Source organism: uncultured Sneathiella sp. (assembly GCF_963973085.1).
Taxonomy (GTDB): Bacteria; Pseudomonadota; Alphaproteobacteria; order Sneathiellales; family Sneathiellaceae; genus Sneathiella.
The window spans coordinates 212,371-231,465 of sequence record NZ_CAXAXA010000003.1; the positions used below are offsets into that span (position 1 = coordinate 212,371).

General features: G+C 57.1%; 16 protein-coding genes. 5 read left to right on the top strand and 11 right to left on the bottom strand.

Features of this window, described 5'->3' with window-relative positions; translation table 11 throughout:
• Nucleotides 1–3: 3 nt before the first annotated feature.
• The 5 genes from AACZ19_RS09000 to AACZ19_RS09020 form a co-directional block, all read right to left on the bottom strand.
• Complete coding sequence (locus AACZ19_RS09000; protein WP_339633126.1) at nucleotides 4–582, bottom strand: D-sedoheptulose 7-phosphate isomerase; 579 nt, start codon at nucleotides 580–582, stop codon at nucleotides 4–6.
• Between the two features lie 81 nt (nucleotides 583–663).
• Entirely contained in the window at nucleotides 664–1,902 is a 1,239-nt protein-coding gene (locus tag AACZ19_RS09005) for a glycosyltransferase family 4 protein (RefSeq protein WP_339633128.1), read from the bottom strand.
• A 5-nt stretch (nucleotides 1,903–1,907) separates the two neighbouring features.
• Nucleotides 1,908–2,702 (bottom strand): site-specific DNA-methyltransferase, encoded by a 795-nt coding sequence (locus tag AACZ19_RS09010; protein ID WP_339633130.1) that lies wholly within the window; start codon nucleotides 2,700–2,702, stop codon nucleotides 1,908–1,910.
• A gap of 5 nt (nucleotides 2,703–2,707) precedes the next feature.
• Nucleotides 2,708–3,262 carry an ActR/PrrA/RegA family redox response regulator transcription factor gene (locus AACZ19_RS09015; protein WP_339633132.1) on the bottom strand — a complete coding sequence of 185 codons (555 nt, stop codon included), beginning with the start codon at nucleotides 3,260–3,262 and terminating at the stop codon, nucleotides 2,708–2,710.
• Between the two features lie 36 nt (nucleotides 3,263–3,298).
• Entirely contained in the window at nucleotides 3,299–4,630 is a 1,332-nt protein-coding gene (locus tag AACZ19_RS09020) for an ActS/PrrB/RegB family redox-sensitive histidine kinase (RefSeq protein ID WP_339633133.1), read from the bottom strand.
• A 125-nt stretch (nucleotides 4,631–4,755) separates the two neighbouring features.
• Between AACZ19_RS09020 and AACZ19_RS09025 the strand changes: the two genes are divergently transcribed.
• Nucleotides 4,756–5,460 (top strand): lipid-binding SYLF domain-containing protein, encoded by a 705-nt coding sequence (locus tag AACZ19_RS09025; RefSeq protein ID WP_339633134.1) that lies wholly within the window; start codon nucleotides 4,756–4,758, stop codon nucleotides 5,458–5,460.
• 30 nt (nucleotides 5,461–5,490) lie between these two features.
• On the opposite strand, the gene AACZ19_RS09030 is transcribed toward AACZ19_RS09025, so the two are convergent.
• Nucleotides 5,491–6,039, bottom strand: a complete 549-nt coding sequence (locus AACZ19_RS09030; protein WP_339633136.1) for an ankyrin repeat domain-containing protein — start codon at nucleotides 6,037–6,039, stop codon at nucleotides 5,491–5,493.
• Between the two features lie 202 nt (nucleotides 6,040–6,241).
• On the opposite strand from AACZ19_RS09030, the gene phaZ reads away from it, so the two are divergent.
• The 4 genes from phaZ to AACZ19_RS09050 are packed head-to-tail and all read left to right on the top strand — an operon-like array spanning nucleotide 6,242 to nucleotide 10,239.
• Entirely contained in the window at nucleotides 6,242–7,807 is a 1,566-nt protein-coding gene (gene phaZ, locus AACZ19_RS09035; protein ID WP_339633138.1) for a polyhydroxyalkanoate depolymerase, read from the top strand.
• A gap of 6 nt (nucleotides 7,808–7,813) precedes the next feature.
• Nucleotides 7,814–8,263: a YcgN family cysteine cluster protein gene (locus AACZ19_RS09040; RefSeq protein ID WP_339633140.1), complete on the top strand. Its 450-nt coding sequence runs from the start codon at nucleotides 7,814–7,816 to the stop codon at nucleotides 8,261–8,263.
• Nucleotides 8,256–8,999, top strand: a complete 744-nt coding sequence (locus AACZ19_RS09045) for a SprT family zinc-dependent metalloprotease (protein ID WP_339633142.1) — start codon at nucleotides 8,256–8,258, stop codon at nucleotides 8,997–8,999. Before AACZ19_RS09040 ends, AACZ19_RS09045 begins: the two co-directional genes overlap by 8 nt.
• A 28-nt stretch (nucleotides 9,000–9,027) precedes the next feature.
• Nucleotides 9,028–10,239 carry a multidrug effflux MFS transporter gene (locus tag AACZ19_RS09050; RefSeq protein ID WP_339633144.1) on the top strand — a complete coding sequence of 404 codons (1,212 nt, stop codon included), beginning with the start codon at nucleotides 9,028–9,030 and terminating at the stop codon, nucleotides 10,237–10,239.
• 4 nt (nucleotides 10,240–10,243) lie between these two features.
• Here AACZ19_RS09050 and AACZ19_RS09055 read toward each other — a convergent pair whose 3' ends face one another.
• From AACZ19_RS09055 to AACZ19_RS09075, 5 genes are all read right to left on the bottom strand, one after another.
• Nucleotides 10,244–12,364 (bottom strand): PBP1A family penicillin-binding protein, encoded by a 2,121-nt coding sequence (locus tag AACZ19_RS09055; protein ID WP_339633146.1) that lies wholly within the window; start codon nucleotides 12,362–12,364, stop codon nucleotides 10,244–10,246.
• Nucleotides 12,365–12,471: 107 nt separating this feature from the next.
• Nucleotides 12,472–14,898, bottom strand: coding sequence for a DNA topoisomerase (ATP-hydrolyzing) subunit B (gene gyrB / locus AACZ19_RS09060; RefSeq protein WP_339633148.1), 2,427 nt, complete (start codon nucleotides 14,896–14,898; stop codon nucleotides 12,472–12,474).
• 16 nt (nucleotides 14,899–14,914) lie between these two features.
• Nucleotides 14,915–16,072: a DNA replication/repair protein RecF gene (recF, locus tag AACZ19_RS09065; protein WP_339633149.1), complete on the bottom strand. Its 1,158-nt coding sequence runs from the start codon at nucleotides 16,070–16,072 to the stop codon at nucleotides 14,915–14,917.
• 69 nt (nucleotides 16,073–16,141) lie between these two features.
• The gene (dnaN, locus tag AACZ19_RS09070; RefSeq protein ID WP_339633152.1) at nucleotides 16,142–17,260 is read right to left on the bottom strand and encodes a DNA polymerase III subunit beta; all 1,119 of its coding nucleotides are present in this window, start codon (nucleotides 17,258–17,260) and stop codon (nucleotides 16,142–16,144) included.
• A gap of 285 nt (nucleotides 17,261–17,545) precedes the next feature.
• Nucleotides 17,546–18,958 carry an MFS transporter gene (locus AACZ19_RS09075; RefSeq protein ID WP_339633154.1) on the bottom strand — a complete coding sequence of 471 codons (1,413 nt, stop codon included), beginning with the start codon at nucleotides 18,956–18,958 and terminating at the stop codon, nucleotides 17,546–17,548.
• Between the last annotated feature and the right edge of the window lie 137 nt (nucleotides 18,959–19,095).

Here is a 19,095-nt window from a genome sequence, read left to right on the forward strand (position 1 = left end):
AAATCACACCAGTTTCAGGGATTTTTCGAGCGCGCCGCACAGCATATGACCGAGGGTAATATGCATCTCCTGTATCCGCCGGGTGGACTGTGCGGGCACGATCAGAGAGACATCGGCGAGGCTTGGCATCTTTCCGCCATCGCGTCCGGTGAAAGCATTGGTGACCAAGCCATTTTTGCGCGCCATTTCAAGGGCTTTTACAATATTGGGGCTGGTGCCGGAGGTGGAAATGCCGACCGCGACATCGCCGGGCTGTCCCAGCGCATCGACCTGACGGGCGAAAACCTCGTCGAACCCGAGATCATTGGCCCCGGCGGTCAGCGCCGAGGTATCGGTATTGAGGGCAATGGCGGCGATGGGCCTGCGATCCTCGATAAAACGGATGACGAGCTCGGCCGCGAGATGCTGGGCATCCGCGGCGCTGCCGCCATTGCCGAAAAACAGGATCTTGTGGCCACCCTCGATGGCGGCGATCCAGCATTTGAGCATTTCCTGAAAGGACGGACCGAGCGCGGCGCGGGTTTTGGCCAGAACCTCGCCATGATCTTCAAGCTCATCGTTAAAATAGTCTTGCGGGTTCAAATTACATCGCCCTGAATGAAAGAAGTGTATTGGTCATAGTATAAACTGGCGGCCCCTGCAAATACGGAGTTTATGTGACCGTCAATTCGCCGCCTTTTCCCGGGGCGGAAGGCGGCCCGCGGCGACGTCTTCAATCAGATGGAGCTGACGCGGCAGCATTTTCTTCAAGGCATATCTGTCAACGGCGGTTTTCCGGGCGGCGTTGCGGATATCCTGAAGCTCGGAGACGCTGTCCAGCACCTCCTCAATATGGGCGGCAAGGGCGTCGGGATCATGAAACGGCGCGAGAAAGCCGTTTTCGCCATGCCGGATAATCTCGCGCACCGGCGCGGTATCGGACCCGACAACAAGGCCGCCGCAGGCCAGGCTCTCAATCAACGACCAGCTGAGCACAAAGGGCACGGTGAGATAGGCGCGGACAGTGGAAAACTGCAGAACCTTCACATATTCCGAATAGGGAAGCGGCCCGGTAAAATGAAGCCTTTCGGGATCGGGCTTGAGTTCCGCGACCATGCGCTTGCCCCAGCTATCGCCCTCCGGAAGCCGCTTGCCATAGGCCACGCGGTCCTCCCCCACCACCAATACATGCAAATTCGGCCGCTGTTTCATCAGAAGGGCGGCGGCGCGCATGAATTCCGGAAAGCCGCGGTACGGCTCCATCCCGCGGGTGGCATAGGTGAGAATTTCTCCGGCATGGCTGAGGTCCAGATTGCCGATTTTCGCGGGCGCATCCGGGTTCGGCCTGAAAAAGTCCGTATCCACCCCATCATGAAGGACGGAAAGCTTAGAATGAAAAATGGCGGGAATCTGCGATAGCTGGAACCCCGTTGGCACCTGCCCCCAGTCCGATGTGGCCAGATCCATCAGCAGCGGTATGTTCTTGCTATGGATACGGGCGGTGTCATCATGGCCGATGCTGTCCGGATCAAGAAAGTCGGCATCGGAGCCGCGCGCGTGATAATACCATTCGAAATAGCTGAGCAGCCGCGCCTTGGGGAAAACTTCCTTCACATAGAGGCTGTTGCCCCATCCGGAATGGGCGCAGATGATATCCGGCACAAATCCCTTCTGTTTCAGATCAAGGCAAGTGCGAAAGACGGCCTGGCCGTTGAGGACCGCCGACTCCACGGTCCGGAGGTAATGATGGGTCTCCGCTTTGGCGTCGCGATGCGGCTTGTAGAGAATGTTTTTAACGCCGGGAATACCGGCGGGGGCCCGGTGCGAGGCAAACACCACCTGGTTTTCCTTATCGGCAGCAAGGTGGCGCGCAACATGGCGGTACTGCGCCGGAAAATTATTGTGCAGAAACAATATCTTCATTGAACTTAAAGCGGGTCCTTCGGCAAATCCATCGATTGTCGCGCGGCCCGCGGATCAGTGCTGTCAAAGGACGAGAAAGGCGCTTTCAGGCGGGTTTCGGCCATGCCTATATAGTCCGGATTAACCTCAATGCCAATGGCATTCCGACCGAGAATTGTGGCCACCCGCGCCGTCGTCCCGCTGCCGAGAAAGGGATCCAGAACAATATCGCCAACGCTGGACGAGGCCTTGATCACCCGTTCCAGCAGGGCCTCGGGCTTTTGTGTGGGATGCGGCAGGCGTTCGGCCGCGCAATAATGCACATGGCTGAACTGCCAGACATCGCCGGGGTTGGCCCCTGCCATGTTGTTGCGCTTGCGATAATATTTCTGCGGCACCCGCACGTCATCAAGATTGAACTGCGCGTCATTTCCCTTCGAAAACCAGAGAATATCCTCATGGCGCGGAGAAAAGCCGCGCTTGCGGCCCATGCCTTGCGTGTAATGCCAGGTGATCCAGCCCTGCGGCGTAAGGTCAAACTCTTCTTCCAGCATCAAATAAAGCCGGGCAATGAACTTGACCCCCATAAAACAATAGAGCGATCCGCCGGGCTTGAGGATGCGCACAGCCTCCGTCAGCCAGTCTCGGGTGAATTTCCGGTAATCGTCACGGTCCTTGAGGTCGATATTGTTGCCATAGTTCTTGCCAAGGTTATAGGGCGGGTCCGCCACGATGAGATCAATGCTTTCTGCGGGCATTTTGGACATTTCTGCTGTCGCATCGCCGCAGATCAGGGTGGTTTTCGGGAGATTTTGTTCCATCAAGGCTATTGAGGGGAGCGCTTTGCCATAATGCGTTGCAAGGTGCGCCGGTGCATGTTGAGCCGTCTCGCTGTTTCGGAAACATTATGGTCGCACAGCTCGTAGACGCGCTGGATATGCTCCCACCGCACCCGATCGGCGGACATCGGGTTCTCCGGCGGTGGCGGCGTGGCGCCCTTGTCTGCGAGCAAGGCATTGGCAATATCGTCGACATTAGCGGGCTTGGCAAGATAGTCGATGGCCCCCGCTTTCACGGCCGCCACCGCTGATGCGATGTTGCCGTAGCCAGTCAGCATCACAATGCTGGCGTCCTTGTTGACATTGCGGATGGTTTCCACTACTTCGAGGCCGTTTCCATCCTGAAGGCGGAGATCGACAACAGCATAAGCGGGCGAAATTTCCGCTGCCTGCTTTTTTCCTTCCGCGACAGAATTGGCAAGTGTTGGCGTAAAACCCTTGCGTTCCAGCGACCTGCCAAGTCGGTTCAGGAAAATTTCATCATCATCAACAATCAGCAGAGTTTTTATCTCGTCCATGGTCCGGTCTTTATTTTTGTTCACGCTGCATCACCTGCGATTTGAAGATTAGCATATATTTTAATTACTAAAAGGATCAGATTTTTCGAGCCGCTGCCGCGACCAGAGGATTTCAGCTACCGCGCCACCCCCCGCCCTGTTACTGAAGCTGAGCTCGCCGCCGCTTCGCTTGATCAGCATATCGGCAATAAAGACGCCCAGGCCCATGCCGCCCTTGCCGCGGCGGCTGGACATATAAGGTTCGCCCAGCCGGCTGAGGATTTCTTCCGAGATACCAGGCCCGTCGTCGCTGATCTCCACCCGCACCAGGCTCTCGTTCCAGTATAGGTCAATGGTGACTTTGCTGGCCGCGAACTCGGCGGCGTTGCTGAGCAGGTTGCCCAGACCGTGGCGCAGTTCCGGACTGAGGTAAAGACGCGGGATGTCGGACATGTCGCCCTCGGTCTGAATAATGAATTCCTTGCCACCTTCCTTGTATTTTTCGGTGATCAGGGTGAAAAGATTGTCCAGCGCGACAAAGTTGTGATGGGCGGTTCCCTGAATGAACCGTTCCGTTTCCGGCCCCTTGGAAAGTTGCGCCAGGACTTCGGCGCATTTTTTTGCCTGATTGTGCAACAGCGCGGCATCGTCTGCGGCATCGCTTCCCGGCGGCAAGGCCTGCGCCAGTTCCTCGGAGACAAGCAGGATGGTGTTGAGCGGAGTGCCGAGCTCATGGGCGGCGGCGGCGGCGATCCCGCCAACAGCAGAAAGTTGTTGCTCGCGCGCCAGCTCCGCCCGCGCGACGGTCAGGGCATCTGTCATTTTCCGGGAATCCGCCGCAATTAGCCAAGCATAGCCGGAGAGAAACGCCGTTCCCAGCACCAGCGCCGCCCATATCGCCAGAATATAGGTATCTGACAGCACCAATGAGCTCGCGGGAAGCGGTAGCGGCTCAAAAAAGAGCGCCAGGATGGAAATACAGACGAGCGTCACCAGGCCAAGAAAAAAGGTTCCCTGCCGGGACAGGTTTGTTGCAGAAATGGTTACCGGGACCAGAAACAGGACCGAAAACGGGTTTGTCAGGCCGCCGGTGAAATATAAAAGACCGGCGAGTTGCAGGATATCATAAAAAAGATAGAGGATAGCGCCGCGGTTCGGCAGCCGCGCCGATGGTTTCCGGCTGAAACTGACCAGCAAATTGAGAATGGCACTCGCGCTGATCAGGAGGGCGACCGGCAAAAGTGGCAGGTTATAGCCAAAGAAGGCCAAAACGATGACAACGGTCAGCGCCTGACCCAGAACCGCGAGCCAGCGAATATACACCAGTGTTTCCAGCCGCATGCCCGGCGCCGTCTGGTTGATGGCGTCTGACGGGTCTTCAAGCGAGCCCGGTTGGCGGGTCATTTTGTTCATATACTCGGGAACTTTCGCGCCCCCCTTTTTTTCTGAAGAATTTTAGACATATTAATGCCATCATTGGACACTTATTTTATAGCAGTATCCCGTTTTCCAACGATTAGTCAAAAAGGATTGAGAAGATGCAGAAGACAATCAGGGCGAGCCGTCGAACCTTCCTGTCGCTTGTGACCGCAGGGGCGCTGCTCATGAGTTCTGGTAGCCTTGCCACCGCCGGGGAGGCGCAGGATCAACTCGTTGAAAAGGCCAAGTTCACGATCGGGGATGTTGCCGCAAAATCCGAGATGGAACAGTTTCGCAAGCTGCTGGCCGTTGCCAAGGGTGTCGTTGTTTTTCCGCAAGTCCTGAAAGCCGGGTTCTTTGTTGGCGGCGCGGGTGGTAGCGGCGTTCTGCTGGGCAAGGATGCTGCCGGAAACTGGTCGTCTCCGGCCTTTTACACAATGGGACAGGGCAGCATCGGCCTGCAATTCGGAGCCCAGGCCAATGAGCTTGTGCTTGTTGTCATGACCGACAAGGCATTGCAGGCGATTATCAGCAACCAGGTGAAGCTCGGCGGTGACCTGTCGGCGGCGGTTGGCCCGGTCGGCACCACCCTCGGGGCGTCGACGACCACGAATCTGAAAGTCGACGTGTTCTCCTTCGCAATTTCAAAAGGCCTGTTTATTGGTGCGTCGGTGGAAGGTTCGATCCTGTCATCAAATGCGGATTCAAATGAATCCTATTACGGACAGCCAGTGACGTCCCAGCAGATCGTGATCGACAGGACAGTTTCAAATCCGCATGCGGATGGATTGCGGGCGGCTCTGGTTGCTGCAGAGGCGAAATAAAGATCACGCCGCCCTGTCCGTCAGGCGCGATCAGCTTTTCGCGTCTGACAAGAGGCGCACAACATCGGGATGGCGGTTTTGCCGGGCATGGTCCAGCGCCGTCCTTCCGGTAAAGTCTGTCTGGTCGGCCGTTGCGCCTTTTTCAAGCAACAGCTTTGCCACATCATAATGACCGGTCTTCGCGGCCTTGATCAACGCGGTCTCTCCCTGACGGTTTTCTTCATCCAGCTTCGATCCCGCCTCAATCAGGAGAAGGGCGGCGGCTGTTGAGCCATAGGCGGCCGCCTGCATCAGGGCCGTATTCCCAAACGGATCGGCCAGGTCCACCCGCGCGCCGTGACGAAGCAATGTGCGCACGGTCTTCGGGACACCGGCAATCGCGGCATGATGCAACAGCGGGACTTTCTTCAAATCACGGATATTCGGATTGTTTCCCGTCAGCAGGAATGTCTCCACTGCCGCCGCATCGCCATAGGCCGCGCTGCGGAAGACAGGATCCTCGCCAAGCAGGGACGACTGGGCAGATACCGACGGTGGAATCAGGAGAATCAGGAAAAAAACAGACCAAAAGAACCGCATAAAAATTTCCTCAACACACTCTTCTGTGTGAAGTTTCACACAGAATCGAGCCTAAATCTTAATCAATTCTCTGTATTTTCGCAAAAAATACTGACACTGCCGCGAATTTTCCTATATTATGCTGCAGTGCAGCGAAAATTTGCGCATATAACAATAACAAGACCCATGTGAAGAGGGCCTTGTCAAATTAGGAGAGTACAACGTGCTTTACCAATTTAACGAAATGCAGAAATTGGCGCTTTCTCCGGTCCGTATGGCCGCACAACTTTACTCTCAGGTACTGAGGAATCCGTTTAATCCGCTTTCCGAAACGCCGCAGGCGCAGACCCTGGCCGCGAGTTTCGATTTGTTTTCGGAAACGACACAGTATCACGGAAAACCGGCCTTTGATATTACATCAACCAATATTGACATGCGGACCGTCGCCGTGACGGAAGAGATTTTGCACCGCAAAAGCTTTTGCCAGCTCAAGCACTTTAAGCGGGACACGACGCGAAAAGATCCCAAGCTCCTGATCGTTGCGCCCATGTCCGGCCATTTTGCGACATTGCTGCGCGGGACGGTGGAAACAATGCTGCCGAACCATGATGTCTATATTACAGACTGGCGGGATGCGGCGAATGTGCCCCTCTATGAGGGCCGGTTCGATCTTGATGACTATATCGATTACATCATCGATTATCTCGAAATAATGGGGCCGGAAACCCATGTGATGGCGGTATGTCAGCCCGGCGTGCCGGTTCTGGCCGCTGTTGCCCTCATGTCGGAAGACAATAACCCCAATGTGCCGCTCTCGATAACCCTGATGGGGAGCCCCATCGATACCCGTCGCCACCCGACGGAACCCTGCAAACTGGCCATGAACCACTCTATCGAATGGTTCGAGCATACAGTGATCAACCATGTGCCGCTTGGCTATCCCGGGGCGTTTCGGCGTGTCTACCCAGGCTTTCTGCAGCTTAGCGGGTTCGTCAGCATGAATTTCGGCCGCCATATGGAAGCCCATGTAAAGCAGTTCGATCATCTGGTGGAAGGCGATGGCGATAGCGCGGACAAGCATCGCGCCTTTTATGCGGAATATAACGCGGTCATGGATCTGACAGCGGAATATTATCTGCAGACGATCGAAACCGTCTTTCAGAAACAGGCGCTGGCCAAGGGCGAGATGATGTATCGTGGAGACCGGCCGGTACGAACCGACCTCATCAAGAAAACCGCGATCATGACGGTTGAAGGTGAGCTTGACGATATTTCCGGCATTGGTCAGACGGTGGCCGCCCATGATATCTGCACGGCCCTGCCGGAAAGCATGAAAACCCATTATGAACAAAAAGGCGTCGGCCATTATGGCGTGTTCAACGGCAGCAAGTTCAGAAGCGAGATTGCCCCGCGCATCAGCGATTTCATCCTGAACCAGGAGCCGAGAAACCGGGCCCGTTTCTCTCAGGCGCAGAAGGAAACGGCAGAAGAGACTAAAAAGCCCGTCCCTGAAAAGGCGGCAATGGCTGCCAAAGCAGCGGTGAAAGCGGCTCCGGAGATGCCGGCGACAACAGCGGCGAGCAAACCTGCCGCAATGAAAGCGCCAGTGCGGACCGCGGCCAAAAAACCAGCAGTGAAGAAAGCAATTGCGGCTCGGAAAACAACACCCAAGACAACGGTGAAAAAAACAGCTACGGTCAGCTCGCCTGCGCCCCTGAAGGCGCAAAAATCGCCGACCAGAGCCAAAACGACGGCTCAGGCACGACGGAAACCGACAAAAAAGGCTTAAGCTGGTGTGAGTGACCAACCGTTTTGGGAGACTGTAGCCCTTGAGGACATGACGTCGGAGCAGTGGGAATCCCTCTGTGACGGCTGTGCGAAATGCTGTCTTCTCAAGCTTGAGGACGAAGATACCCTTGAGCTTGCCTACACCGATGTGGCCTGCCGCCTGCTCGACCTTGGAACCTGTGCCTGTACGCGCTATCCGGAAAGGTCGCGGCTTGTGCCTGATTGTATCACCGTTACTCCGGAAATTATCCCGAAGTTACACTGGATGCCGAAAACCTGCGGTTACCGCCTGTTGTCGGAAGGTAAGCCGTTGCCCTGGTGGCATCCGCTGGTTTCCGGCGATCCGGACACCGTTCACCGGGCGGGCGTCTCTGTGCGCGGGCGGGTGATTTCGGAACGCCGGGCGGGGGATCTGGAAGATCATATCGTTGACTGGCCGGATGAAGACATTGACTGAGAGATCGGCACCGCTCCTGGTGACGGGTCCGCCGCCCTATCTTGCCTATGACGGCCGGAAAATTCCCATAGAGATATCGCGCCCTGCCCGCTCGGCACGGATCAAGGTCCGCATCGATCCCAGACGCGGGATCGTCCTGCTGCTGCCGAAACGGGCCTCCCTCAAAGCCGGGTTAAGCTTCCTGAAGCAGGAAATTGACTGGATTGCCAGCAATATTAACAAGTTACCGTCGGCGGTTCCGTTTCGCGATGGCGCCATGCTGCCCGTTCTGGGCCGGCCACACCGGATCACCCATGTGCCGGAGCAGCGCGGGTTTGTCTGGGCGGAAGATGGGCATATCTATGTCGCCGGCGGCGCCGAGCATCTGCCGCGCCGGGTCAAGGACTGGTCCCGCAAAATGGCGAAAACGGAAATCAGCGTCTGGGCTGCCGACTATGCCGGGAAAATCGATGTTCGATATAGCGGCATCACCTTGCGCGACCAGATTTCCCGTTGGGGCAGCTGTTCTTCGACGGGGAATCTGAATTTCTCATGGCGCCTCCTGCTCATGCCGGAGGAGGTCATGAGCTATATTGTCGCCCATGAGGTGGCGCATCTGCGTCATATGAACCATTCTTCAGACTTCTGGCAGGTGGTGGACGAGCTTCACTCGGCAGTCGCACCGGCTAAGAAATGGCTGAAAACCAATGGGGCGGACTTACATAAATATGGCGTTGAGAAAGCAGAAGGGGTATGACAGGGAGGCCCTCTGTTGAAAGCCCCTCATGAATCGACTCATACCATCTTCGGTTACCTTTACTTTCTACCTTGCCGCGGCCGTTGCGCTCGGGCCGCTGTCGACGGATATGTATTTGCCGACATTTCCGCAGCTGGCGGCCTTTTTTAGCGCAACCCCGGCGGAGGTTCAGCTTACCCTCAGTATATTTACCTTTGGAATTGGCGGGTGCCAGCTGATTTACGGGCCGCTCACCGATCGGTTCGGGCGAAAGCCGGTCATCCTTGGCGGGTTGCTGATTTATGTTCTGGCAAGCCTTGCCTGCGTGGTGGCGGTCAATATCGACCAACTGGTAATCTCACGGTTTTTTCAGGCCCTTGGCGCCTGCGCGGCGATGGTCGCGCCGCGCGCCATGGTCCGCGATCTTTTTGCCCGGGAACAGGCGGCCCGGCAACTTTCGCGGATGGGGACAATCATGGGGCTCGCGCCTGCCATAGCGCCGGTGATCGGCGGCTATATCGTGGTTTTCTATGGCTGGCAGTCCATCTTCTTCATTCTCGGGCTGTTTGGCTTCATCATGGCGCTGATCACGCTGTTCCTGGTGGATGAATCTCTGAAAGTGAAGGATCTGAATGCCATTCGCCCGCGTCATATTGTCCGTAATTATTCGGACTTGCTCCGCCATCGGGAGTTTCTGGGCTATGCCCTGACGGGCGGCTTGTGTTTTGGCGGACTGTTCTCGTTCATTTCCGGCTCTCCGCTGGTCCTGATTGAGGTTTTCGAAGTGCCTGCCAATAACTTCGGATATTTTTTCGGGATTGTGGTTCTCGGCTACATGGCCGGAACCCTGCTCGGTCCCTATGTCACCAAAAGCCGGGGGCTTTCCTTCTCGGTCGGGATTGGAACAGTGATTTGCGCGCTTGGCGGTGTTGCAATGCTGGTCGCCGCCTGGGCAGGGTTGCACAGCATTTCGGCCGTCATTATCCCAATGATCGTCTATACGCTCGGCCTCGGGGTTGTGCTGCCGCAATCGCAAGCGGGCGCCATGGCGCCTTTTCCAGAAAAAGCGGGCTCTGCCTCGGCCCTGATGGGGTTCCTGATGCTGGGCTTTGCCGCCCTGCTCGGATTCCTTGTCGCCTATTTCTATGACGGAACCGAGATGGCGATGGTGATGGCGATCGGCCTGATGGGCATTGGCTCCGCGCTGATATTCCTCTTGACGGCAAGCGGATCAACGGAAGAGCATTGGGATAAAAACTGACGGATTACGGCATTTGCCGCTCCTTTTCCAGATAGTCAAAGGAATCCTTTTTTCCCGGGATTTTCAGGTCTTCCGACGACGGTTCTCCGTTGCTCTGCGTAACAGTATTCCTGTTTGAAAAAGCGCTGACAATTCTGTCCCAGATGCTGTCGGTCGATGTTTCCTCTTTAAGCTGGTTGAAGGCCACTGCGTGGGCGGTTTCCGAATGGGTGATGAAGTCCTTCCAGGTGATGGCGGGCAGATTACTGCCGTTGACCCGCTTCGTGGCGGACCCGTCATCATTGCCGAACCAGACACCGGCGACCAGATCCGGTGTAAAACCGATGAACCAGGCGTCGCGGTAATCCTGCGTCGTGCCCGTCTTGCCGGCGGCCGCAAAGCCCGGGTTCGCGGCCTTGCCCGTGCCCCACTGGATAGTGGCGGACATAACATCCTGCATCTTGTTGATGGTTGCGGCGCTGATAATCCGCCCCTGTCCCGAGGTCTGGCGTTGATAGAGGACCGGCCCGTCCTTTTCCCGGATTTGGAGGACACCATAGGGAAGCACCGCCGTGCCGCCATTGGCGATCACCGCATGGGCGGCCGTCATCTCCAGAAGGGAGACTTCATAAGTGCCGAGGGAAATCGAGGGATGCAGCGGAAAGTTGCCGGTAAGCCCCAGGTTTTTAGCCATTCCCGAGACCTTGTCCCGCCCGACCTGTTCTGTCACCTTCACGGCAACAGTATTGATGGAACGGGCGAAAGCCTCCCGCAGGCTCATGGCGCCGTTGTACTTGTTGGTGTAGTTATTCGGTGTCCAGCCATCGATATTGATGGGCCCGTCATTGAAAATGTCATCAGGCGCGAGACCGTTTTCGAAGCCGGCAAGATAGACAACGGTCTTGAAAACCGAGCCGGGCTGGCGCCGCGCGACCGTTGCCCGGTTAAAGACCGATTCCGAGTAGGATCGCCCGCCGATCATCGCCTTGACGGCACCCGTGGGCGACATGGCGACGAAGGCCCCCTGACTGACGTCCATGGCGGTTCCTTCTGCTTTCAGCCGCGCCTCGATCGCCTTCTCCGCATCCGCCTGCATGTCAAGATCAAGTGTCGTGGTGATCACCAGGTCCTTTCCGGTCCGGCCGATATAGGCCTGTACCTCGCTGACCACCCAGTCGGCAAAATAACGGACATTGCGGAAGTCGCCGCTGGCATTCACCAGAATGGCCGGATTCGCCCGGATTTTCTCCGCTTCCGACGCTGTAAGGTAGTCTTCTACCACCATGCGGTTCAGCACAACACTTGCCCGGTCCTGCGCGCGCTCCAGATTGCGGGTCGGCGCATAGTAGGAAGGGGCCTTCAGCAGGCCTGCCAGCATCGCCGCCTCGGCCATTGTCATCTCCGGTGCCGGTTTTGAGAAGTATTTCCGGGTTGCCGCATCAATTCCGTAGGTGCCGGAGCCGAAATACACGCGATTGAGATAGAGCGCGAGAATTTCATCCTTTGAATATTCCGCCTCCAGCCAGAAAGCGAGCAGGGTTTCACGGATTTTCCGGCCCAAAGTGCGTTCCGGCGTCAGGAACAGGTTCTTCGCGAGCTGCTGGGTGATGGTGCTGCCACCCTGAACCACGCGGCCGGCTTCATAGTTCCGCCAGGCGGCGCGAACAAGGCTGACCGGGTTGAGACCAAAATGATCATAGAAATGGCTGTCCTCCGTGGCGAGGACCGCCTGCTTGATATTTTCCGGGATTTCCTCGATCGGGAGCATATCGCCATAGAGGTCGCCGTAGGTGGAGTAACGGATGCCATCAGCGGTTTGCAGCACCATGGAGGGACGCTTCTCGATCACCCCGATCCCGGAAATATCCGGCAGCGTATAGGCAAAATAACCCAGAAAAAGGCCGCCCAGCAGAAGGCCCCAGAGAGCTACTGCTCCGCCCCAATTGACGATTGGCGCCCAAATGCCGGAATTGCGCTGTGATTTACGCTTCCCCTTGGCGGCGCCGCGGTTCGGGCTCCTCCGGGGGGTAGCTTTTGCCGCGCTTTTTTTCTTTTTCGCGGCAGGTTTGGGACGTTGCGGATAGTTCGCCATTCCCGGTCTGGAGGCCGATGACTTGCCGCCTGATCCTTTTGATGCCTTCTTCATAATCGAACTCGATTGCTACTCTAATATTGGCGAAATTCCCATTCAAGCCGCCCGTTATCACCTACATATAAGGCAAAAATGAGATAGCCAATCCTTTCAGAATCTCCTCAGGCGTCCAGAAAACTGACTTTCAGAGCGTTATCCTGAATGAAAATCCGTCGTGGCTCCACCACATCGCCCATCAGGGTCGAGAAGACTTCATCCGCCTCGTCCCCATGATTAATGCGCACCTGAAGGAGTGTCCGCGCTTCGTGATCGAGCGTGGTTTCCCAGAGCTGTTCGGGGTTCATCTCGCCGAGACCCTTGTAGCGCTGGAACGTCAGGCCGCGCTTGCCGAGATTGGTCACCGCCTCCATCAGTTCGAGCGGTGAGTAGATAACCTGTCGCTTGTCCTTGTGAATAAAGGTAGAGGCCTGGGCGTAGATTGTCTGCAACTCGTCCTTCATTGAATTAAGTTGGCGCGCTTCGGCGGAATGGATCAGGTTGCTGTCAACCATCTGAACCTCGGTCACGCCGCGAACCTCCCGGCTGAATTTCAGGCTGTAGTCCGGCAGGATTTCGCCAGTCCAGCCCCGTTCTGTCTCCGAAGAAATGGCATCCAGCCGTCTGGCGACAAAATCGGCGGCTTCCGGTCCGCGGACCGGATCGCTCAGAACCTCGTCACTCAGCGCCCCGGCAATTGCCACTTGCTCGACTACGGGGCGGTTCTGGATACGGGCAATGGCATCAATGAGATCGCGGGCCTGGCGCGCACGGGCGACAAGGGCGCGCAAGTCCTCCCCGCTCCGCTGTTCGCCGGAAGCAAGCTCCAGCACCACCTCTTCAAGCCCCTGATCGATCAGATAGTCATCCATGGCCTTCTGGTCTTTGAGGTAAACCGAGGACTTGCCTTTTGCCACCTTGTAAAGCGGCGGCTGTGCGATATAGAGATAGCCCTTCTCAATCAGTTCCGGCATCTGGCGGTAGAAGAAGGTGAGCAACAGGGTCCGGATATGCGATCCGTCCACGTCGGCGTCCGTCATGATGATGATCTTGTGATAACGCGCTTTTTCGATATCGAACTCTTCCGGCCCGATGCCGGTGCCAAGCGCCGTGATCATTGTGCCGATTTCATTGGAAGAGAGCATGCGGTCGAACCGCGCCCGCTCGACATTGAGGATTTTACCGCGCAGCGGCAGTACTGCCTGATTATGACGATCCCGCCCCTGCTTGGCGGAGCCGCCGGCGCTGTCGCCCTCGACGAGGAACAGTTCGGAGACGGCGGGGTCTTTCGACTGACAGTCGGCAAGCTTTCCGGGCAGGCTGGAAATATCGAGCGCGCCCTTGCGGCGGGTGAGTTCGCGGGCCTTGCGGGCGGCTTCACGGGCCGTTGCGGCCTCGATAACCTTGGAGATCACGATTTTGGCGTCATTCGGATGCTCTTCGAACCATTGGGTCAGTGCGTCATAGACAGAGCTTTCAACGATCGGGCGCACTTCGCTGGAGACCAGCTTGTCCTTGGTCTGGGACGAGAATTTCGGGTCCGGGACCTTGACCGAGACGACACAGGTCAGTCCTTCGCGGGCATCATCCCCGGTGATGACGGCCTTTTCTTTCTTCGCTATCCCGCTGGAGGTCGCATATTGATTGATACAGCGGGTCAATGCCGCGCGGAAACCAGCAAGATGGGTGCCGCCGTCGCGCTGCGGGATATTGTTGGTAAAACAGAGCACATTTTCATGATAGCTGTCGTTCCATTCCAGCGATGCCTCGACCGTCACCCCTTCTTTTTCCGTTGAAAGATCAATGGTTTCCGTGATCAGCGGATTTTTCGACCGGTCCAGATATTTTACAAAAGCGGAAATGCCGCCGTCATAGTGAAGGTCTACGGTCACGGGTTCGGCCGAACGCAGGTCGTTAATCTGGATATACACGCCGGAATTGAGGAAAGCGAGCTCCCGCAGGCGGTGTTCAAGCGTCGCGAATTCAAACTTGATATTGGTGAAGGTTTGGGGCGACGGCGTGAAGGTAATCTCGGTTCCGCTCTTGTCCGCGGCATCGCCGACAATCTCAAGCGCGCCGACAGGCTCCCCATGCGCGAAACTGAGACGATATTCCTTGTCATTCCGCCAGATGGTCATGTCGAGGCGGGTGGAGAGCGCATTCACGACGGAAACGCCAACCCCATGCAGGCCGCCGGAAACTTTATAGGAATTCTGGTCGAACTTACCACCGGCATGAAGCTGGGTCATGATCACCTCGGCGGCGGAAACCCCTTCTTCATGCATGTCAACCGGGATGCCGCGCCCGTTATCGCGCACCGTGACGGAGCCATCGGGGTTGAGCGCGACATAAATCAGGTCGCAATGGCCAGCGAGAGATTCGTCAATGGCGTTATCCACGACCTCGTAGACCATGTGATGCAAGCCGGACCCGTCATCGGTGTCGCCGATATACATGCCCGGGCGCTTGCGCACCGCATCTAGCCCCTTCAGGACCTTGATGGAATCCGCGCCATATTCTGCCGCGTCCAAATGCTCCGGTGTGTTACTCATTACCTTGTCTTCCCTTTCAGCGGACGGCCGTCTGGCAAACGCTGCCATTATCAACCGTCAAAAACTGCGCCCGGTTTCCAAGTTCGGAAAACAGGGCATAATCGGTGCCTGTCATCCAGGCCTGTGTCTTCATTTCATCAATCTCGTCAAACAGGGCGACGCGCCGCGTTTGATCCAGATGCGCCGTAATCTCATCCAGCAGCAGGATTGGCGCCCGCCCCTGCCGTCCCGCCTGAAGGCGCGCATCCCCCAGGATAATGGAGATCAGCAGCGCTTTCTGTTCCCCCGTCGAACAAAGGCCGGCGGCCATGCCTTTATCCTTGTGCAGCACCGAAAGATCGCTCCGGTGCGGACCGATCGTTGTGCTTCCCGCCGCACTGTCCAGGCGCCGGGACGCCTCCAGTTCGGCGCGGTATCTGTCTTCCACCGCCAGCGCGGCCATCTCCTCAAGCCAGCCTTCGAGCAACCCTTCCGCGCTCAATTCGGCTTTCGGAAAGGCGCTGGCGCCTGACTCCGCGGCGGTCATTGCGTCGTTCAACCGCGCCGTTGTTTCTCGCCGGGCGGCGGCGATGGCTGTTCCCGTTTCCGCCAATGTTCGTTCCAGCGAGGCGAGCCAGTGACGGTCATATCGCCCCTCCTTCAACAGCCGGTTTCGCTCACGCATGACTTTCTCAAACGATGTCATACGTTTGCCATGGGCCGGATCAAACCCGAAAGCTAACCGATCCAGAAACCGGCGGCGGCCTCCGGGACCTTCCTGAAACAGCCGGTCCATCTGCGGAGTCAGCCAGCTGACCCTGATATGGTCCGCGAGGGCGGTTGATCCGCTCATGTTCTGTCCGTCAATGCGGACCATGCGCCGCTCCGACCCCTCCCGGCTCTCGGTTGCCGGCGTGTTGACAAGCCCGGTTCCAAGCGTGCTCTCTCCACCGTCTGAAAAGACATTCGCTGCGACGGCCCATCCGCCATCGCCATTAGTGTTCGCCGCCTCCAGAAGTTTCGCCCGCCGCAATCCCCGCCCCGGCGTCAGAAAGGAGATGGCTTCCAGGAGGTTGGTCTTACCGCTGCCATTTGCGCCGGTCAGAACGACCGGGCGGCTATCTGTCTCAACTTTCAAATGCGTATAATTGCGAAAATCTGTCAAAATCAGGCGCGTAATAACATAGGCGGACACAAACGGCTCCTCTATGGCGTCATCCTTCGCTTTGGCCGTCCGGACCATGATACTGCGACGATTGCCACCTTAAACCCGCATTGGCATCAGGACATAGAGCGCGCCGTCGTCGGCGCCATCCTTGACAATGGTTGGCGATCCAGAGTCAGCAAACAGAAAGCGGGCATTGTCGCCATCGATCTGACCGGTGATATCCAACAGGTATTTCGAGTTAAAACCGATTTCCATATCGCCTGCGCTATAGGACGCGGCGACCTCTTCCGTGGCGCTACCGGCATCCGCTCCCGTTGCGGACAGGGTGATCATGTCGTTGCTGAGCGATAGCTTGATCGCGCGTGTTTTCTCGGTTGCGACAGTGGAAACGCGATCCACGGCCTGCGCAAATGACTTTCCATCGAGCTCCAGCAGCTTGTCATTGCCGTCGGGGATGACCCGTTCGTAGTCCGGGAAGGTGCCGTCGATCAGTTTGGAGGTGAGCAACGTATCGCCGAAAGAGAAACTGATTTTGGTGTCGGAAAGCGAAATGGACACGTCTTCGTTCCGCTCATCAATCAGGCGGAGCACTTCATTAACAGCCTTGCGCGGCACAATAACACCCGGCATTCCTTCCGCATCGGCAGGAATGGGCGTTTCAACGCGGGCCAGCCGGTGCCCGTCTGTTGCCACGGCGCGCAGCATCGGCACACCGTCGGTATCGGCAGTATGCAGATAAATACCGTTCAGATAATAACGCGTTTCCTCTGTCGAGATGGCGAAGCGGGTCTTGTCGATCAGCCGCTTGAGAATAGTCGCCGGAATGGTGAAGTTATGGGGGAGCTGGTTGGTTTCCATAACCGGGAAATCATCCTGCGGCAGACATGCCAGCGCGAACTTTGATTGACCGCAATGGATATAGATCCGACCCTCGGCGCTCTTGTAGTCAAGCTCGACCTGGCTGCCGTCCGGCAGCTTGCGGATGATATCATGAAGCAGATGAGCCGGGACTGTGATCGCACCCTCGGCACTAATATTCGCCGCGACTTTTTCATTGATGGCAATGTCAAGATCAGTTGCCGTCAGGCCAAGCGACCCGTCCTCGGCAATCAGCAGGATATTGGCGAGGATCGGGATTGTGTTGCGGCGCTCGACAACGCTTTGCACATGGCTCAAAGACGTCAGCAAAGCGGAGCGTTCTATTGTCAGTTTCATGGGCTCAATCAGGCTTCAAATAGGTTACTTAAAATGGGCTCTTATTATGCCCGATAAACGTCAGTTACTTCAACAAAATTCTCCCGTAACCGGCAAATCTGCCCGACCGTAAGAAATTGATTCATAAACCTGAATCGAATTTTGACCCGTCAAGGACGCAGCTGCGGCAGTATATCAGAGACAAGGGCGGAAAAACAGGTAATTCGCCGCACGGCAAAGGTCGAAAAACAGGCTGAAATTATCAGCAATATCAGAGGGTTGAAGGGAGGGCTTCGAACGCGTGGGTTACTCGGGAGCTCGCGCGCGAACAAATTGAACCGTTGCCACAAGACCGATGGCCGCCGCGGGCAGGCACGCGAGCGGGAGCAGGCCGGCGACGAGCGTGAGGGAAGAGCTGTCCGCCGCGTCTGATATGCCGGCCGCATTTGCCAGAATTCCGACATAGGCCGCACCGATCGCGTAGCCCAGCCGTTGCAGGGTGGGGATGGCGGCAGAGACGCGTTCATGCTCGGATCTCGGGGCGAGCGTGATGGCTCGCCGCAGGATAAAGGTCCAGGCCGCGCCGAAGCCGCCGCCCTGAAGCGCGGCAAAGATCGCAATTAGCCACACCGGGCCGTACGGCAAGCTGTAGGCGTACCCCGGCAGGCTGGCGGTGACCATCAGCATGCCGATGATAATCATCTTGCCGTCGTGTCTCTCCGGCACGCCGGAGATAAGGAAGGCGACAAACGCCCAACCGATCGACATGCAGGCCATCACATAGCCACCGACGATGGGAGGCTGCTGATGGATAATCGTGATCAGGTAAGGCCCGTAGACAGTGATGGCGACCGTAGTAATGGAAAAGGACAGGACAAGCACCAGGGCCGCACTGAGCGGCCGCATAAGGTTGAGTGGTGCAGGCGGCAGCAGGCGACTTTGATCTTTCCGTCCGTCGAGAAACAAAAAGACGGTCAAGGCGCCTATACCAAGAAGGACAAACAGGCTTGTTTGCAGGATCGAGACTTCGATCCCGCCATAGGCGATGAAGAACACCCCGAGGGAGAGCCAGAGTAACCGCCAGAACGGAAATCGGATGCGCTCCGCCACGTCCGGCTTTTTGCTTTTCCGCAGCGTAACCAAAACCCAGATGGCCATCAGCACCGCCTGGATGGCAAAAAACCAGAAACCGCCCTGCCAGGTGCCGTATTCCACGAAAAGACCACCTACCAGGGGTCCGATAAAGGCGGAAGTGCCCCAAAGGGTCGCTATGGCGCCCATAACCCGTGCTGTTAGTCGTCTCGGGAAGAGGGCGCTAACTGACACGAAGGCCAGCGCCATCAATCCGCCGCCGCCCAGCCCCTGAAACAGGCGCCCGACAAGAACAACCCACATTTCCGGTGCCAGGGCGCTAACGGCACATCCAAAGGCGAAGAGAAGCGCTGCGAGGCTCATGGGCCCCCGCAAGCCATACTGAACCGCCAGCAGGCCGCTGGACGCACCGGCAACGATGGAGCCGATGCCATACAGCGCGACGGTCCAGGAAATCAGCTCTGCGCCGCCGATATCGGCGACGATGGCCGGGACCATTGTCGCCACCAGCAGGCTGTCCGCCGCATGCAGCCAGATCCCGAGGCAAACAAGGGCAAGGGAGACACCATATTTGCGGTTGAGGATTTCACGCCAGCGAACCGCTTCATCTTTCGGAGATTGATCCATGAAAGGCCCCGCTGTGTTTTTTGTTATTTCGGGTCAGATTTTTTTAAAAGTTATACAACAGACGGTGTGATCAGGCAATTCACCTGTCTGAGGCGAGAAGGTGGGGCGACTAGCGCCCTGCATATTTGGTAAATGCG

What these genes read in the sequence shown, in the direction of transcription:
- AACZ19_RS09005 (WP_339633128.1), bottom strand. Translation starts at nt 1,902, where the DNA reads ATGAAGATATTGTTTCTGCACAATAATTTTCCGGCGCAGTACCGCCAT.
- AACZ19_RS09010 (WP_339633130.1), bottom strand. Translation starts at nt 2,702, where the DNA reads ATGGAACAAAATCTCCCGAAAACCACCCTGATCTGCGGCGATGCGACA.
- AACZ19_RS09020 (WP_339633133.1), bottom strand. Translation starts at nt 4,630, where the DNA reads ATGAACAAAATGACCCGCCAACCGGGCTCGCTTGAAGACCCGTCAGAC.
- AACZ19_RS09025 (WP_339633134.1), top strand. Translation starts at nt 4,756, where the DNA reads ATGCAGAAGACAATCAGGGCGAGCCGTCGAACCTTCCTGTCGCTTGTG.
- AACZ19_RS09030 (WP_339633136.1), bottom strand. Translation starts at nt 6,039, where the DNA reads ATGCGGTTCTTTTGGTCTGTTTTTTTCCTGATTCTCCTGATTCCACCG.
- AACZ19_RS09050 (WP_339633144.1), top strand. Translation starts at nt 9,028, where the DNA reads ATGAATCGACTCATACCATCTTCGGTTACCTTTACTTTCTACCTTGCC.
- AACZ19_RS09055 (WP_339633146.1), bottom strand. Translation starts at nt 12,364, where the DNA reads ATGAAGAAGGCATCAAAAGGATCAGGCGGCAAGTCATCGGCCTCCAGA.
- gyrB (WP_339633148.1), bottom strand. Translation starts at nt 14,898, where the DNA reads ATGAGTAACACACCGGAGCATTTGGACGCGGCAGAATATGGCGCGGAT.
- dnaN (WP_339633152.1), bottom strand. Translation starts at nt 17,260, where the DNA reads ATGAAACTGACAATAGAACGCTCCGCTTTGCTGACGTCTTTGAGCCAT.
- AACZ19_RS09075 (WP_339633154.1), bottom strand. Translation starts at nt 18,958, where the DNA reads ATGGATCAATCTCCGAAAGATGAAGCGGTTCGCTGGCGTGAAATCCTC.